Origin of the sequence: Mucilaginibacter sp. NFR10, from assembly GCF_900100445.1 — a bacterium.
Classification (GTDB): Bacteria; Bacteroidota; Bacteroidia; order Sphingobacteriales; family Sphingobacteriaceae; genus Mucilaginibacter; species Mucilaginibacter rubeus.
The window spans coordinates 400708-416188 of record NZ_FMTV01000006.1; the positions used below are offsets into that span (position 1 = coordinate 400708).

The 15481-nt window shown below is 42.0% G+C and carries 12 protein-coding genes; 5 read left to right on the forward strand and 7 right to left on the reverse strand.

Going from position 1 to position 15481, the window contains the following annotated elements:
* Positions 1-135: 135 nt before the first annotated feature.
* The 3 genes from BLP33_RS20850 to BLP33_RS20860 are packed head-to-tail and all read right to left on the reverse strand — an operon-like array spanning position 136 to position 2899.
* Entirely contained in the window at positions 136-381 is a 246-nt protein-coding gene (locus BLP33_RS20850; RefSeq protein WP_208102383.1) for a CBU_0592 family membrane protein, read from the reverse strand.
* A complete protein-coding gene (locus BLP33_RS20855; RefSeq protein ID WP_090532744.1) occupies positions 381-2246 on the reverse strand; it encodes an ABC-F family ATP-binding cassette domain-containing protein in 1866 nt (621 codons plus the stop codon). Before BLP33_RS20855 ends, BLP33_RS20850 begins: the two co-directional genes overlap by 1 nt.
* Positions 2243-2899 carry an NAD(P)H-binding protein gene (locus BLP33_RS20860; RefSeq protein ID WP_090532746.1) on the reverse strand — a complete coding sequence of 219 codons (657 nt, stop codon included), beginning with the start codon at positions 2897-2899 and terminating at the stop codon, positions 2243-2245. The genes BLP33_RS20855 and BLP33_RS20860 overlap by 4 nt, the downstream gene beginning before the upstream one ends.
* 83 nt (positions 2900-2982) lie before the next feature.
* On the opposite strand from BLP33_RS20860, the gene BLP33_RS20865 reads away from it, so the two are divergent.
* From BLP33_RS20865 to BLP33_RS20885, 5 genes are all read left to right on the forward strand, one after another.
* Complete coding sequence (locus BLP33_RS20865; protein ID WP_090532748.1) at positions 2983-3693, forward strand: pirin family protein; 711 nt, start codon at positions 2983-2985, stop codon at positions 3691-3693.
* Positions 3694-3791: 98 nt separating this feature from the next.
* On the forward strand, positions 3792-4571 hold the full coding sequence (locus BLP33_RS20870; protein ID WP_090532750.1) for an MlaE family ABC transporter permease: 780 nt from the start codon (positions 3792-3794) through the stop codon (positions 4569-4571).
* A 1-nt stretch (position 4572) separates the two neighbouring features.
* On the forward strand, positions 4573-5364 hold the full coding sequence (locus BLP33_RS20875) for an ABC transporter ATP-binding protein (protein ID WP_090532752.1): 792 nt from the start codon (positions 4573-4575) through the stop codon (positions 5362-5364).
* Positions 5361-6191 (forward strand): MlaD family protein, encoded by an 831-nt coding sequence (locus BLP33_RS20880; RefSeq protein WP_090532754.1) that lies wholly within the window; start codon positions 5361-5363, stop codon positions 6189-6191. The genes BLP33_RS20875 and BLP33_RS20880 overlap by 4 nt, the downstream gene beginning before the upstream one ends.
* Before the next feature lie 150 nt (positions 6192-6341).
* The gene (locus tag BLP33_RS20885; protein ID WP_090532756.1) at positions 6342-8267 is read left to right on the forward strand and encodes a glycosyltransferase family 39 protein; all 1926 of its coding nucleotides are present in this window, start codon (positions 6342-6344) and stop codon (positions 8265-8267) included.
* Between the two features lie 194 nt (positions 8268-8461).
* Here the strand turns inward: BLP33_RS20885 and BLP33_RS20890 are convergent, their stop codons facing one another.
* The 4 genes from BLP33_RS20890 to BLP33_RS20905 all read right to left on the reverse strand — a co-directional run bounded on the left by BLP33_RS20890 (position 8462) and on the right by BLP33_RS20905 (position 15448).
* On the reverse strand, positions 8462-9355 hold the full coding sequence (locus BLP33_RS20890) for a hypothetical protein (RefSeq protein ID WP_090532757.1): 894 nt from the start codon (positions 9353-9355) through the stop codon (positions 8462-8464).
* Between the two features lie 64 nt (positions 9356-9419).
* A complete protein-coding gene (locus tag BLP33_RS20895; RefSeq protein WP_090532759.1) occupies positions 9420-10649 on the reverse strand; it encodes a family 16 glycosylhydrolase in 1230 nt (409 codons plus the stop codon).
* Positions 10650-10690: 41 nt separating this feature from the next.
* Entirely contained in the window at positions 10691-12568 is a 1878-nt protein-coding gene (locus BLP33_RS20900) for a glycoside hydrolase family 30 beta sandwich domain-containing protein (protein WP_090532761.1), read from the reverse strand.
* Positions 12569-13195: 627 nt separating this feature from the next.
* Entirely contained in the window at positions 13196-15448 is a 2253-nt protein-coding gene (locus tag BLP33_RS20905; protein ID WP_090532763.1) for a biosynthetic peptidoglycan transglycosylase, read from the reverse strand.
* Positions 15449-15481: the final 33 nt, after the last annotated feature.

Consider the following 15481-nt stretch of genomic DNA (forward strand, 5'->3'; position numbering starts at 1 on the left):
GTCTTATGTTGACTTAATGGTACTTCAATTCAAGTTTGTTCCACGTGGAACTTTAATTTTATTTACGTTGATTTTCTCGTTGGTACTTTCAACTTACTGTTTAGAATTTCAGACTTAACTGCAAAATTACCTCAATTAAACAGATGTTCCACGTGGAACCCTGAATAATGATATTAAAGCTACAAACCCCCAAACGCCCTCTAACACCACAAAAGGGTAGAAATTTACCATATATGATGCATAGCAACAGGTGCCTGCGCCAATAAGGTTTAAAAGGCTGTAAAGCTTGCTTTCGGTAGGTAGTTTCTTAGTTAAATTTAACAGAAATGCTATTAAAAGTATAATTACTCCTATTGATGCTATAATATCCGATGCCTTCATTATCCTTCGTTTAGCTCGGTTAATTCCATCCAACGGGCGCTTTTATCGTCCAGTTGCTTGTTTAAAACCTCTATTTGCTTTAATAAATCATCAAGCTTTTTAGGGTCGATGCCCGAAGCGTTCAGTTGTTCGTTTTTATCTTTTATACTTGCCTCAATGGCGTTGATCTCATCTTCAATGTTTTCTAATTCTTTGGCTTCTTTATAGCTTAACTTGCTCTTTTTAGCTGCAGGTGCTTGTGTTTGCACTACAGCAGCAGGTTTTTTAGCTTGTTGTTTGGCTTCTTCCAGTTCAAGCCTGTACGATGAGTAGTTTCCATTAAAGATGCGCACGTGACCTTTTTCTTCCATGATGAAAAGCTGGTCGGTAAGCTTATCCAGCAAATACCTGTCGTGCGATACCATCATCAATACACCTCCGTAGTTGGTTAAAAACTCTTCCAATACATTTAAAGTGTCGATATCCAAATCATTGGTGGGCTCATCCAGTATCAGAAAGTTCGGGTTCTTCATCAGGATGCTCATTAGCTGCAAGCGTTTCTTTTCACCACCGCTTAGTTTGGATATAAAACCATACTGTTTGGCAGGAGGGAAGAGAAACAAGGTAAGCAAAGCAGAAGCCGAAATAGTTTTACCGTCGGCCATGGTAATAAATTCTGCTACGTTTTTTACAATATCAATTACACGCTCATCTTCCTTAAAAGTAATCCCTGCCTGGTGGAAATAGCCTATTACCGTGGTTTCTCCTTTAACTACAGTTCCCTGATCAGGTTGTAAAGCGCCTGTGATGATATTTAATAAGGTCGATTTACCGCTACCGTTTTTACCGGCTAAGCCAATCCTATCGCCTTTTTTAAAGATATAACTGAAATTATCGATATATGTGTTACCGTTGAATGATTTGTACAGGTGCTCCATTTCCATGATCTTATTACCCTGGCGCGATGTTTTAACACTTAATTCAACTTTATCACGGATACCACCATTCTTGGTCTTTTCTTCCAGGTCATAATACGCATCGATGCGGGCTTTTGATTTAGTACCACGTGCCTGCGGCTGGCGGCGCATCCATTCCAACTCTTTCCTTAACAGGTTGGAGTTTTTCTGAAATGCCGCTTCATCTGCTGCTTCACGCTCGGCTTTCTTTTCAAGATAATAACCGTAGCTGCCATTGTAAGGCTGGATCTTGCCACGATCGATCTCTAAGATCTCGTTACATACGTTATCCAGAAAGTACCTGTCGTGCGTAACCATCAATATGGTTTTATTGCCTTCAGTCAGTAATTTCTCCAGCCATTCTATCGTATCAATATCCAGGTGGTTGGTAGGCTCATCCAGTATATAAACTTCCGGGTCTTCAATAAGCAGCTTGGCTAAAGCTAAACGTTTCTTTTGCCCGCCCGATAGGGTAGTGATATGCTGATTGAGGTGGTGGATATCTAACCGGCCTAAAATAGTTTTGATTTTGTACTCATACTCCCAGGCATCAACCTCGCTCATCTCTTCCATTACCTTTTCAATGGCTTTGGTATTTTCAGGGTCGTTCTCCATCAACTCCTCATACCTGCGGATGAGCTGCTGCTGCACATCATCAGCATGAAATATATAATCGCTGATGGTAACCGCGTTTTTAAAGTTTGGGTCCTGCTCCAGGTAACCCATATTAAGGTCGCGGGCTTGCACTACTTTGCCTTCGGTAGGTTTTATGGTACCTCCCAATATTTTTAGAAGGGTAGATTTGCCGGCACCATTAACGCCTACAAGCGCAACCTTACGGCCACGGTTAATACCTATGGTTACATTTTTAAATAACCAGTTGTCATGAAATTGATGGCCAAGGTTCTCGGCAGAAAGATAAGTACTCACGATAGTTGTTTTATTTTATCCGACTCGTATATAAATACACCAGTCGTTTGTTTTGTTGATTGTAGATACATGGCCATAGCAACGGTTGAGGCATCAATGCTTTGGTATTTTTTCCAGCTTCCAAAAAGCAATGGATTTATAACTTTCATTAAGCCGTTTAAAAACTTTTCCATTGGTCGGCTTTCCTGCCTGTCGCCGGCTAGAAAAGATGGCCTGTAAATATGAATAGCGGGGATACCCGTAGCTGTGATATCAGCTTCAGTTTCCCCTTTAGTTTTGGTATAGAAGTTAATACCATTTATATCGGCTCCAATGGAGGATACCAAATGATATTGTTCAAGCCCATTTTGCTTAGCCAATTGTGCCAGTAATAACGGATAATCATGATCTATCTTACGATAGACAGCTAAATCAGGCGTTTTCTTTTTAGTTGATCCTAAACAGCAGAACAAAGCGTACCCATTCAGCTCGTTTTTGTATGTCTCGGGCTGTTCAAAGTCAATAACAAGCTGCTTTAATTTATGATGTTGAAGGGGTAATTTTTTTCTTACCAGGATCAACACTTCATCATAATAGGCTTGTTCCAATAAAATTTGCAGGAGATGACTGCCAATAAGTCCGCTTGAGCCTGCAATAACAGCTTTTTTTGCCATTACTTATTGATTTTTCGCAAAAATACGCATAATTAAATTGTGGAATAAACATTGTGTGTTTAAACATATAATTAAATAGTAACATGAAAACAATATTTTATCCCGAATCAGAACGGGGACATAACGATATAGGCTGGTTAAAAGCAAACTTCTCATTCAGCTTTGCATCATATTATAATCCCGAAAAAATGAATTTCGGAGCGCTGCGCGTTTTGAATGATGATATTATTGCTGCGGGCCGCGGTTTTGGAAGCCATCCGCATGATAATATGGAAATTATCACCATTCCTTTAAAAGGAGGGTTACAACATAAAGATAGTATGGGCAATGCCGGGGTAGTTAATGCGGGTGAGGTACAGGTAATGTCGGCAGGTACCGGTGTATACCACTCAGAGTATAATGCCTCGCATACAGAGGAAGCAAATACCCTGCAGATCTGGCTTTTTCCTAAAGCAAGAAATATCCAGCCCCGTTACGATCAGATGAGTTTTAAAGACCGTTTTAAATTGAATGAGCTCACTACGCTGATCTCGCCGGAAAAAAGCGAAAACACCCTTTGGATAAACCAGGATGCCACATTTTCGCTGGGTGAGTTTGAGGCAGGGCAAACAATAAATTATGATATTAAAACAAAAGGCAATGGCGCTTACATTTTTGTGTTGGATGGAGCGGCTAAAATAAACAGCCAGGTTTTAAACAAAAAAGATGCGCTGGGCGTTTATGATACAAGTTCACTTACAATTATAACCGAAGAGCCCTCCCGTTTCCTGATCATTGATGTACCGATGTCATAATCAGTATTTAGCCTGAATCCATAAAGTGAATATTATTGAAAGTTCAAAAACAATTGAGCATTGCTTTGTTGTTGTTTACAATTATTTAAGATTCACTGATGGAAGCACAGCAGGAACTAAGCGGATGGAGAAAATGGCTGGAAGGCATAGGCGACTATGTGGTGTTCTTCTCACGTTTTTTCCGCAATATATTTACCGGCGGCTTTGAATGGTCGGAGTTTGTAAGGCAATGCTATGAAATAGGCTACCGGTCTATGATGCTGGTGGGCATTACCTCCTTTATTATGGGCCTGGTGCTTATTTTGCAGCTCAGACCGTCGCTGGTAGATCTCGGCGCCGAAAGCATGTTGCCTAAAACCCTTTCGGTAGCCCTTGTGCGCGAAATTGGGCCTGTTATTACGGCTATTATCTGTGCCGGCAAAATAGCATCGAGTATTGGCGCCGAGCTGGGCAGTATGAAAGTTACCGAACAGATTGATGCTATGGAAGTATCAGGTGCAAACCCCGTCCAATACCTGGTAGTAACGCGCATACTGGCAACCAGCTTTATGATTCCGCTATTAACCGTTATAGGCGATGCTATTGGGCTTTTTGGTGGTTTCCTGGCGCTCAACTTCACCGATAGCATTAGTTTTTCCCTCTATTTCAATAAATGTATAGCCTCGCTCGATTTTTCGGATCTGCTGCCTGCAGTTGCCAAAACGGTGCTTTTTGGGTTTGCGGTTGGTTTTGTGGGATGTTATAAAGGTTATCACTCTGATAAAGGCACTGAAAGTGTAGGCATAGCTGCAAACTCGGCCGTGGTAACTGCCTCGTTGTGGATTTTTATTATTGATGCGATAGCCGTTCAGATCACCAGTTTGTTATTTTATAAATGAGATGAAAGAAACAAACCAACATACTGAAGACGAAAAGGAACTATCAGCTCAAAAAAAAGAAGTGGTGATCCGCGCTAAGGGGATCAAAAAATCCTTTGGTAAAAAGCAGGTGCTTAAGGATATCAGTTTTGACTTAAAAAAGGGTGAAAATATCGTTGTACTGGGGAAATCAGGGCAGGGAAAATCGGTTACTATTCAGTGCGTTGTAGGTATGTTACAGCCCGATGGCGGCAGCCTGGAAGTATTTGGTGAAGATATTACCACGATGGACGATGATGAGCTTAAACAGCTTAGGATAAAGATAGGCTTCCTTTTTCAGGGCGGTGCCTTGTATGATTCCATGACGGTAAGGGATAACCTGGAGTTTCCGCTTACCAGGGTATTGAAGCTCAAAGACCAGAAAGAAATTAATAAAAAGGTTGAAGGTGTACTGGATGCAGTTGGTTTGCTCGATGCCATAGATAAAATGCCGTCAGATCTGTCGGGCGGGATGCGGAAAAGGGTAGGACTGGCCCGTACACTGATCGTTAACCCCGAAATTATGTTGTATGACGAGCCCACTACCGGGCTTGATCCCATAACATCCCGCGAGATCAGTGAACTGATTAACCGGCTGCAACGGAAGTATGAAATATCATCTGTCATCATTACCCACGACATGGAATGTGCCCGCATTACGGCCGACCGGATCCTGGTAATGGATGATGGTAAATATATAGCCGAGGGCTCGTACAAAGAGCTCGAAAAATCAGACAACGAAATGGTCAGATCATTTTTTAACGTATCAGCATGAAAACCACATCATCTCAAAAAATAAAAATAGGCCTGTTCACCTTTTTAGGATTGGCAGTGCTGTTGGTAGCTATTTTTTTAATAGGTAACCAAAAAAGCCTGTTCAATTCTACCTTTCATGTTTATGGACGGTTTAAAAATGTGAGCGGCCTGCAGGTAGGTAATAATGTACGCTTCGCGGGTATTAATGTGGGAGTGGTACAATCTATTAATATCGTGACCGATAGCTCGGTACGGGTGGACCTTACACTGAATAAAAGCGTTAAAAAGTTTATAAAAAAAGATTCGAAGCTGAGCATAGGCAGTGATGGTTTGATGGGGGATAAGCTGGTGGTAATTGCACCCGGCGGTATTGTTAGCCACGAGGAGATTGAAGATGGCGGCCGTTTAAGTTCGATAAACCCGGTCGACGTAGACAAGATCATTAATAAACTTACCCGCGTGGCCGATAACGCCGAATCATTAACCGAAAATTTAACCGGCATAGTCGCCAAGATTAATAATGGGCAGGGCAGTATTGGCCGCCTGTTGAACAGCGACAAAATGGCGCGCGACCTGGAAGGCACTGTTAAACAGGCCCGTACTACTATCAAAACAGTCCATACTACAACCAATACGCTTAATGAGGACCTTACCGCGGCCCAGCATAACTTTTTGTTAAGAGGTTTCTTTAACAAGAAGAAGAAGCGTGAACAACAAAGGCAGGACAGCATTAAAAAAGCCCAGGAGAAGATTAAAGAGGATAAGGAAAAAGCAGCGAAAGAAGCCCAAAAGCAAAAGGAAAAAGCAGCTAAGGAAGCTGCTGATAAGCAGAAGGATAATAATTGATGATTTGCCAGGTAGTTAAGTTAAAAGCATTTTAATTGGCACCGAGCAGTTTTCAAAGGTTATATTTTTCAAAGGCATTCGTTAATTTAAAAACCTATTATTGTTGCAGAATAATAAGCCGGGTACAACCCGGTAGTTAATTACAATGCTATGCCTGTATTACTCCTTTTTGCCGGTTTTATATTGATATTTTTTAGCCTGGGTATTTATTATAAACCAGGCAATAGCAGAAAAGAGATCCTACTGACCAGTATAATATTGTTTTCTGTGTTAATAGTATTCATTACCGAATTGTTAAGTAGCCTGCACCGGTTAAACTTTTTAGGCATATTAATTTCATGGGGCTTGTTTGGTGTTATCAATGCAGTTTATTTGTATTTGAATAAAAACAGGTTGTTTAGTTTCATCAATAATATAAAGCTTGACACAGGTAAAAAACTAAAAACATTAACTAAACTTCAACTTACGTTAATGGCTGGGATTGCGCTTATACTGATATTGATTTTTATCCAGGGCATAATATATCCTCCAAATAATTGGGATTCCATGACTTATCACCTCGCAAGGATCACCAGTTGGGTAAGTCATCAATCGGTAGATCATTATGCAACTGATATTACACGCCAGCTTTATCAGCCCCCCTTTGCCGAATATGTAATAATGCATATCAATTTGCTATCGGGGGGAGATTATCTTTCAAATGCTGTGCAGTTTTTTTATTTTTTATTTGTGGTGTTAGCTATAGTACTAATCATTGAAAAACTTGGCCTTGGGCGCGAATATAAAATAGCCGGAATATTGTTAACCTGCACTGTTCCTGAAGTTATTTTGCAGGCTTCAAGTACCCAAAATGATGTTGTGATATCGCTATTCGTAATATCAGCTTTGTATTTTGCCATAGAGGCTGCAAAAACCTGTAAATTCAAACATTTTATTTTTTTTGGTTTTTTAATCGGCTTAAGTGTTTTTACTAAAGGCACCGGTTATTTATACCTTACCCCGATTATTCTCTTCGCAATTATTACCGTTGTAATAAATTTTAGTAAAACATTTAAATACAATTACTTGTGGTTTTCGCTTGTTGCTGTAATGTGCTTTTTGTCGGTAAATGCAGGGCATTATAGCCGCAATTATAAGTTGTGGGGCAATATATTAGGCCTTGATAAACAGGAATCAAAAGAGTATTCGAACCAAAAAATGAACGCCGGGTTCTTTTTATCAAACTGCATAAAAAATGCGGGTTTACATTTATGCCTGATGTATGTTGGTGACGTTGCACAAGTATCAGATAGTGTTATTTATAAATTCCATCGTATAGTAGGTATTGATATCAATGATCCTGCCGTTAATTATCGTAATAATAAATTCAGCACAAAAAGCCCGGTTACCAACGAGGATACTGCACCTAATATGCTTCATTTTATTTTTTCGTTTGCCGCCTTTATGATGTTAGTGATTCAAGGGGTTTTCAGTAAGGGAAAAAAGATGAACCAATATGTTATATGGTTAATGGCGATAATTATGCTCCAGGTTTCGTTGTTCTGCTTATATTTAAAATGGCAGCCCTGGCATTCAAGACTTCATATTCCGTTTTTCCTGCTCTCGATACCGTTAATTTGTTCTGCTCTGAACAAATTCAGGTTATTTAAGAAATTATTTAATGGTATAGTCCCCCTATTTTTGGTGTATGCGTTGTTGGTTGTGCTTCATAACAGTCTCAGGCCTTATACCAATATTATAAACCAACCTCGTTACCAGCAGTACTTTGTAAACAAACCCGAATCATACAAGGAATATAATGCAGTATATCAATCTATTAAAAACTCAAACTACAGTAATATAGGCATTAACCTGGGGATAGATGACTGGCAATACCCTTTGTTTAAAGACTGTTTTAGCAGGCCAATAAACCCCATCTATGTTAACGTAGCTAATGTGTCAAATAAGCTGTATGTCACACCCGAAAAACTTGATTGTATAGTTTCTACTATTATTAATAAGCCTTATATGGATTTTAATGGAAGACGCTTCTACAACCAATCGGTAAAGAATAAAATTGTTTTTTTATATAAATAACTTTAGATCAGTTTGTTGTATTTTAAATATACAGATGATGCCAGCTTATAATGGGCCTTATTTCTGTCGGCATTTAAGCTATCTTCAAAAATACTGCTTTATAAGCACCTGATAATAAGAATGAGAGAATAGTGTTTAATTAGCGCGCGTCCGAGTTTGTCATGGCCCCAGTGTGCCACGTGGAACCTTTTCACCTACAACGAAATAATAACTCCTCCAAATACCCTAAAGCCATTTCTATACGCACCGTTCATCTGTGTTTTATCCACCTCGCCGCTGTTGAGATAAAGCTCATCAGTGCCATTACCTGTTTGCCAGTGCAGGTATCCACCACCAGCCTGGATAGCTATATGATATGTGATGGCATAAACCAGAGCTCCGTTGGTATTTAAGCCATATCCGTTGGCATGGTGACGGTAGCTAACCGGGTGCTGAAAAGTGGTGATGAGGTTCCAGTTGCCCCGGGCATTATAACCTACCTGGTTGTAGGTGATATCGGCATTAACCTTCAGCTTTTCAGTAAGTTTTAAAGATGCAAGGGCTTTAATGAATACGCCTTTCCATTTAGTTTGGTAGCTGCTGTTCAAGTTCGGAAAGCGGTTACCATTACCATATAAATAAAGGGACTGCCGGTTATCGCTGTATCCTGCGTAAGGTATAAAGCTAAATTGTTCATTATCAACTAATTTGTAACCTGCACCAAGCGCCCAACCCTGTGTGCTCCCCTTGCCAGCATCAAATGTTTCATTATAGGTATTACCGGTACGGTTATCGGTGCTATAGTCCGAATCATTTACCGAGCCCGAGGTGATAAACTGCCGGGCGTAATCTGCATAAATGTTAAATCGTTGATATACATTATATTGTAAAGAAGCAGCAATGCTTTGCCCGCTCAGCTTTGTCCATTTCAGTTCCGAAAAAACATTGGGGCTTTGACCATTGCTATTGCCGGCTATCGACCAGTGAAAATTCTCTTTCTGATAGCCATCGGTAAGATTAAACTCCAATTTGTTTCTGCCCGATTGGGCATATAATGTACGCAGGCCTATTATTAACCACAGAAAGCAAAAGCCGGTAAATTTTTTCATGGCAGGTTTATATAGCAAGTAAGCCTGCCCTTTTAAAAAGGCAGGCTAAATATATCATTTTAAATTATTGGTTTACGCCAAAAGCTTCCCAGCCCGATGCCGTTGCACGGTTACAGGTCATAGGTTGCGTACCATTTTCGCTGGAGATAAACTTGCCGTTGTTGCCCCTGAATGTAATTTTACCATCGGTGGTAGGCACCCAGTCAAATTTTTCCCAGTCGCCTATAGTAGTACGGTTACAGGTAATGGCTTGTGTACCGTTTTCGCTTGATACGTATTTACCCATCGCCTGAAGAGCAACTTTACCGCCCCCGGCATCAACTACAGTAAATTGCTCCCATGCTGATGCAGTAGCACGGTTACAATTCATGGCTTGTGTGCCATTTTCGCTGCTAACATATTGGTTATTAAAACCTTTTAAAGTGATAGTTTGACCAATAGGAGGGTTTGTACTGCTGCCCGACAGGTCATAAACCCGTACATAATCAATCACCATGTTGCAAGGTAAGGCGCCATCGTTAATGGTATTACCGGGCAAATCGCCGCCGATGGCCAGGTTAAGGATAATAAAGAACGGATTATGAAATGCGCCGGTATTGTTGATATTATTGGCAATATTACCGGTTACATACAGCGTATTGTCCACATACCAGCGAATAGAATTGGTATCCCACTCAACCGCGTAGGTATGGAAACCTGTTGGCGTTGTGGTGGTACTGCCGCCATATTGTACGTGGCCGCCGTTGTTGTACCAGTGCATAGTGCCCAAGATGGTATTGGAGGTGTTTACCTGCTCCATAATGTCAATTTCGCCGCATTGCGGCCAGTTTACAGTACCGATGTTTGCGCCCAGCATCCAGAAGGCGGGCCATGTACCTTGTACTGCCGGCAGCTTAATGCTTGCCTCAATACGACCATAGGTAGGCTGGAATTTACCGGCTGTAGTCAATTTGGCCGATGTATAAGGCTGGCCTCCAACGGATTGCTTGCGGGCAGTAATGATAAGGAAACCGCCTGATACCGTGGCGTTTGCCGACTGGTAATATTCTTTTTCATTATTGACATTGGGGTTGCCGTTATCAATATTCCAGTTGTTGGTGTTAACGCTGGTGCCGTTAAACTCATCGCTCCATACCAGTGTGCCTGCCCTTGGCGTGGTTGTTGATCCTGCCGTTTCATCGGCTGTTTTAATGGTAGGTGAGGTTTTGTTCAGGTCCTTGCTGCAGGACGAAATTAAAAGCATTAATGCCGATGCAGTAGCGGCACTCTTCGCAAAATTTAAAAGTTGTTTCATAATGATAGTATTGGTGAATAATTAATTGGTTTTGCAGGTAATTACTGGTTTACACCAAAAGCCTCCCAGCCTGACGCCGTTGCACGGGTGCAGGTCATGGGTTGTGTACCGTTCTCGCTGGATATAAATTTGCCGTTATTGCCGCGGAGGGTAACCTTGCCATCGGTTGTGGGGATCCAGTCAAATTTTTCCCAGTCGCCAAAAGTTGTGCGGTTGCAGGTTATGGCCTGTGTCCCGTTTTCTGAGGATACGTATTTATTCATGGCCATCAAGGCTATTTTGCCTCCACCGGCATCAACCACGGTAAATTGTTCCCATGCTGAGGCGGTAGACCGGTTGCAATTCATGGCCTGCGTGCCGTTTTCGCTGCTTACGTACAGGTTATTAAAGCCTTTAAGGGTGATGACTGAACCTATGGGCGGGCCTGATGCTGAACTTTGGGTGCCGGTCCATTTAAAGGTTGCTACAGCGCCGGCGGCTAACGTGTAAGTAAAAGATTCCGCGCCCCATTTAACTTTAAAGCTTACGCTTGATGAGCCATTATTAAGGGCGATGAGTACTTTGCTGCCGTCAGAATTTTTGAAGGCCACGTTTTGGATACTGCCCGATAAATTGGAAGAAATCCGCACAGCGCCCGGGCGTACAAACCGCGATGCATGACCGATAATGTAATAACCAACATTTCGGGTAATAGAAGTACCGCTAACAGTGATACCTCCCAAACAGGTACTGCAGCCGCCCGGTGTATGCGGATTGTTGTTTGGGTCGGAGGCCAGGTTCCATTCCAAAACATTGCGGCTCCAGTTGCGGGTAGCACCAATAATGAGCGTGTTAACATGCCATGACAGATCGCCGCCAAAATTGCTTGGTGCGCCAACCCATTGCTCGGTGAAATAAACGTTTTTGTTGGGATAGGCGTTGTGTACATCAGTTAGTGAGCTGATATTGCCCGCATACAGGTGAAACGCTGATCCGTCAACATAGGGATTGGCACCGCCATCAGCTAACACGGTTTCGGGATAATCAATCCTGTCGGTGTTGTGGTCATAGGCAATGATCTTGGTTTGAAAGCCTGCCGCCCTGATTTGCGGGCCGAGGTTGTTTTTAATAAAATTGGCCTGCTCATCCGGCTGCATTACCATACTTGGGTTGTTGTATGGGTTAAGCGGTTCATTTTGAGGGGTAATGGCATCAATGGTAATTCCCTGGGCCTGCATGGCCTGCAGGTATTTTACAAAATAGCGGGCATAGGCGTCATAATAACCTGCTGCTGTATTGAGGCTGCCGCCGGTATAGCCGTTATTGCCGGTGGTGTTTACCTTCATCCAGGTAGGGGCTGTCCATGGGGTAGCTATAATTTTGATAGATGGGTTTATGGCGATGATCTTTTTCAGGATCGGTAGCAGGTCCTGGTTTTCGGCGCTGATACTGAAGTTGTTCATGTTAAAATCGCCGGCGGTTTGGTTGTAGGTGAAATCGCTTGAGCTAAGATCGGAGGCACCGATGCTGATCCGGATATAGCTGATCCCGATCTGGCCGTTAGCTGTGCCGAAAAGCTCGTTAAGCACATTGGTTTGGTTGGCGCCAAGGCCGTTAAGTAGTCCGGCACTGCCCCCGGTTAAAGTAAAGCCGAAACCGTCTATTCCCTGGTAGGTTTGGTTTTCGTCTACTGTAATAGTTGTTGCATTAGTACCGGCATCGGCACTAAAATTAAAGCTGGCTTGTGCCTGTAAAAGCTTTGATTGATCGGCAGTAGTAACCCAGGCATTCACTACTTCGTTAGCGGCCCGTGCTACGGTGCCGCTTGTTTTTTGATTGGGTGCTTCGTTGTTGTTCACATTCTTTTTACAAGAGTAAAAAGCAGCGGTGGAGAGCAGGGTGAGGACTGCGAACCGCTTTAACTGGTAATTGATTTTCATTGAGTTGTTTATTTAGTTGATTGATATTCAAAAAAATATCACATAAGCCCCTATGCAACAATTCAATATTTGTAACAATATTTAACTGTTGCTTAAGAATATCAAAGCATTGGTCAGGGTAAATACGCCCGACCGTTACTGTTTTCCATGAAGCAGGTTTATGCGTAGCTTAAAATTGGCATTACAAATCTACAGTAATTTAAACGGATCAATCAAGAAAAATGTTCATAATTAATTGATTTATAGTGTATTATGTATAATTTAATACGCTTGCATCACAGTGTTAAAAAGGGCAAAAATTAGTTTAAATAGCCTGTGCAACGTTTCTGTTGCGATGAGATTTTTTTTGTGATACGCTTACTTCGCAATTAATTTTAAGTAAAAAAGAGAGGGAAGGGTAGCCTCAGACTATATATGCGCGGATATATTTAGATATGAATTAATCTGCAAACCTTTTAGGACTGTACCGTTGCTGGTTGAGGTATCATATTAATTTAACTTTTTCCAGAAAGCGCAAGTCATCGTCCCTCATGCCAGCCGCACAAGACTTGCTTCAAAAAGGGGAAGACGCAAAAACGGACATTCTGCTTGGCAGAATGTCCGTTTTTGCGTCTCGTTTACGCTCACTTATGGCATCTTATCTTTCAATTCTTTTTCCTTTTCCCGTTCTTCGTCCTTCAGCCGCCGTTTTTCCTGCCGTACTTCTTTTCGTGTCCGGCCGCCGGTGGTGTCCACAGCGTCAATCTTGAGTTTATATTCGGCTTTCAGTGCTTCTATCTGAGCTTTGAGCTGCTCCTTTATCGTTTGTTCTTTTTGTTTCAATTTTTCCTCGGCTTTTTCTTCGGTGGTATCTTTTTTACCAAAAAGGCGCTGGAAAAAGTTAGGCCTTTTTACAGGCTCTTCAACAACTGGTAAAATACCATCGTCATCTGCTCCGCCTTGTTTCATAAGGCTATCGGCAGTAGCAGTATCAACAGGGGCAATCTGACGGCGCAGGCCTTCCCTTAACCGCACTTCGTAAAATCCGTAAGCATTGGTATCCCGGGCGGTATAACCCTTCATAGCCATCAGTTTACCAATCAGGTTAAAGTAGCCATGCAGTCCCGGTCGTAAGGTGCCATCAGGCTGAAAGGCGTATAAACCGCCTTTAGGATAGGGGACAATGCTGGCCAGGTAAATGCTTTCTCCCAAACTAAGCTCAGACGGCGATTTGCCAAAGTAATAATGCGAGGCCTCGCCAATACCGTAAATGTTACGGCCCCATTCAATAATGTTAAAGTAAACCTCCAGCATCCTGTCTTTGGTCATGATGCGGTTATTTTCAATAAGCCATACAATCAGGATCTCTTCTATTTTGCGCGACAGGGTTTTCTCCCGGCTCAGGTAGGCGTTTTTAACCAGCTGCTGTGATATACCACTGCCGCCGCGTTTATATTTCTTTGTTTTAAAATCGGTAGCTATTGATTTACGGATGGCCTCCATTACAAAGCCATGATTGGTGTAAAAAGATGGATCTTCAGCTGTCATTACCGCGTTTCTCAAATTGGGTGAGATCTGCTGCAGCGGCGTAAACTCCGGGTTTTCGGGGCCTATCAGGTGCGGGGCCATTGGTTTGCCCTTTTCATATGGTGTATATACAAAGGGGCTGTTAAGCTTGGTTAAATCGGTACGTCCAAACTTCAGGATCCGGAAGTTATCTTTATCCATGCCCGAGTCAAATATCAAATCGTCGGGCTTTGAAGAATCCATGTAAAAATTCATGTGGTAATTCAGCTTGCCGGCAACCTGGATCCCGTCAAGGGCATCAAACATCCCCGTAGGAAACGAATCGAAAATATCAGCCGCATTAAGCCAGCCGGTATTGAGCTTAAGCTCATAAATTTTTACCGGATTAAGTGTGTACTTAACGTATGGGTGCGCCGTTAATTTTTTAATATGGATAAGCGAAGTACTATCAATAGATATATAATTAGTGCCTACTTTAACATCGGCATCAATAGCAGCCGCGGGTAATACAATATCAGTAGACGAAATGCCCGGATGGCGAATTAGCAGGTTTTTAACCGACCATGAACCCGAGATCCTGGTTTCACCGCTGCTGTGGTCTTCCTCGGTCAGTTTTGTTTGCAGCGTATCAAAATTAAGCTTCAGGTTAAATTTCTTTTCTATGATAGGCAGCTCTACTTTTTTGCCATCGGCATAAAGCATTACGTCGATATCCTTGTCCGATGGATGCATTTTGCCGGCGAAATGCCAGGTGGCTTCCCCGTCATTAACCTTTATGGTTGAGCTCAGTTGCCCGTCTTTGATTAGGGCTGTTTGCGCTAAAAGTTTAAGTTGATCGCTGTCGCTCTTAAAACTGATCCTGAAATTATGGAGCGATAAGTTATCCGGGATCTTATAAAGCAGCTGGTTGATCAGGTTATCGGCAAGGTGGCTCAAATCGGCTTTGGTATCGGTGGCTGTTGAGTCCTTTTTCTTTTTGAAAAGAAAATCGAAATTCTTGACCCCGTTTTTATTAACAAGGCTAATGAAGCCATCCTGCAATACCACATCTGATAGTTTTACCTCACCAAGCACCAGGGGCATTATCCGTACACTTACCACAAAATTTTTGATGTTCAGCAAACTATCGCGGCCATCCGGTACGATACTGATATCCGAGAATGAAACGGTGCTGAGGCCCGTAAACTTTGCCGATCCTATTTTTACATCTAAATTATAATCCCTCTTTGCTTTTAATTTAGCTTTGTCAATGGCTTTTTCGAGCAGGGCTCCACGTTTTGAGTAGGCAACATATCCGCCGATAAGCAGAATAAGAATTAAGGGAACGAGAATGTATGCAGCTATGCGTATATATTTAGGATTAAGGCGCTTCATTTGTTAATTTTATCCAAAACTAAACTAAATCTT

Excerpts from the sequence above, each read along its gene's own strand:
- BLP33_RS20895 (WP_090532759.1), bottom strand. The coding sequence starts at position 10,649 with ATGAAACAACTTTTAAATTTTGCGAAGAGTGCCGCTACTGCATCGGCA.
- BLP33_RS20860 (WP_090532746.1), bottom strand. The coding sequence starts at position 2,899 with ATGGCAAAAAAAGCTGTTATTGCAGGCTCAAGCGGACTTATTGGCAGT.
- BLP33_RS20870 (WP_090532750.1), top strand. The coding sequence starts at position 3,792 with ATGGAAGCACAGCAGGAACTAAGCGGATGGAGAAAATGGCTGGAAGGC.
- BLP33_RS20885 (WP_090532756.1), top strand. The coding sequence starts at position 6,342 with ATGCCTGTATTACTCCTTTTTGCCGGTTTTATATTGATATTTTTTAGC.
- BLP33_RS20850 (WP_208102383.1), bottom strand. The coding sequence starts at position 381 with ATGAAGGCATCGGATATTATAGCATCAATAGGAGTAATTATACTTTTA.
- BLP33_RS20880 (WP_090532754.1), top strand. The coding sequence starts at position 5,361 with ATGAAAACCACATCATCTCAAAAAATAAAAATAGGCCTGTTCACCTTT.
- BLP33_RS20875 (WP_090532752.1), top strand. The coding sequence starts at position 4,573 with ATGAAAGAAACAAACCAACATACTGAAGACGAAAAGGAACTATCAGCT.
- BLP33_RS20905 (WP_090532763.1), bottom strand. The coding sequence starts at position 15,448 with ATGAAGCGCCTTAATCCTAAATATATACGCATAGCTGCATACATTCTC.
- BLP33_RS20890 (WP_090532757.1), bottom strand. The coding sequence starts at position 9,355 with ATGAAAAAATTTACCGGCTTTTGCTTTCTGTGGTTAATAATAGGCCTG.
- BLP33_RS20865 (WP_090532748.1), top strand. The coding sequence starts at position 2,983 with ATGAAAACAATATTTTATCCCGAATCAGAACGGGGACATAACGATATA.
- BLP33_RS20900 (WP_090532761.1), bottom strand. The coding sequence starts at position 12,568 with ATGAAAATCAATTACCAGTTAAAGCGGTTCGCAGTCCTCACCCTGCTC.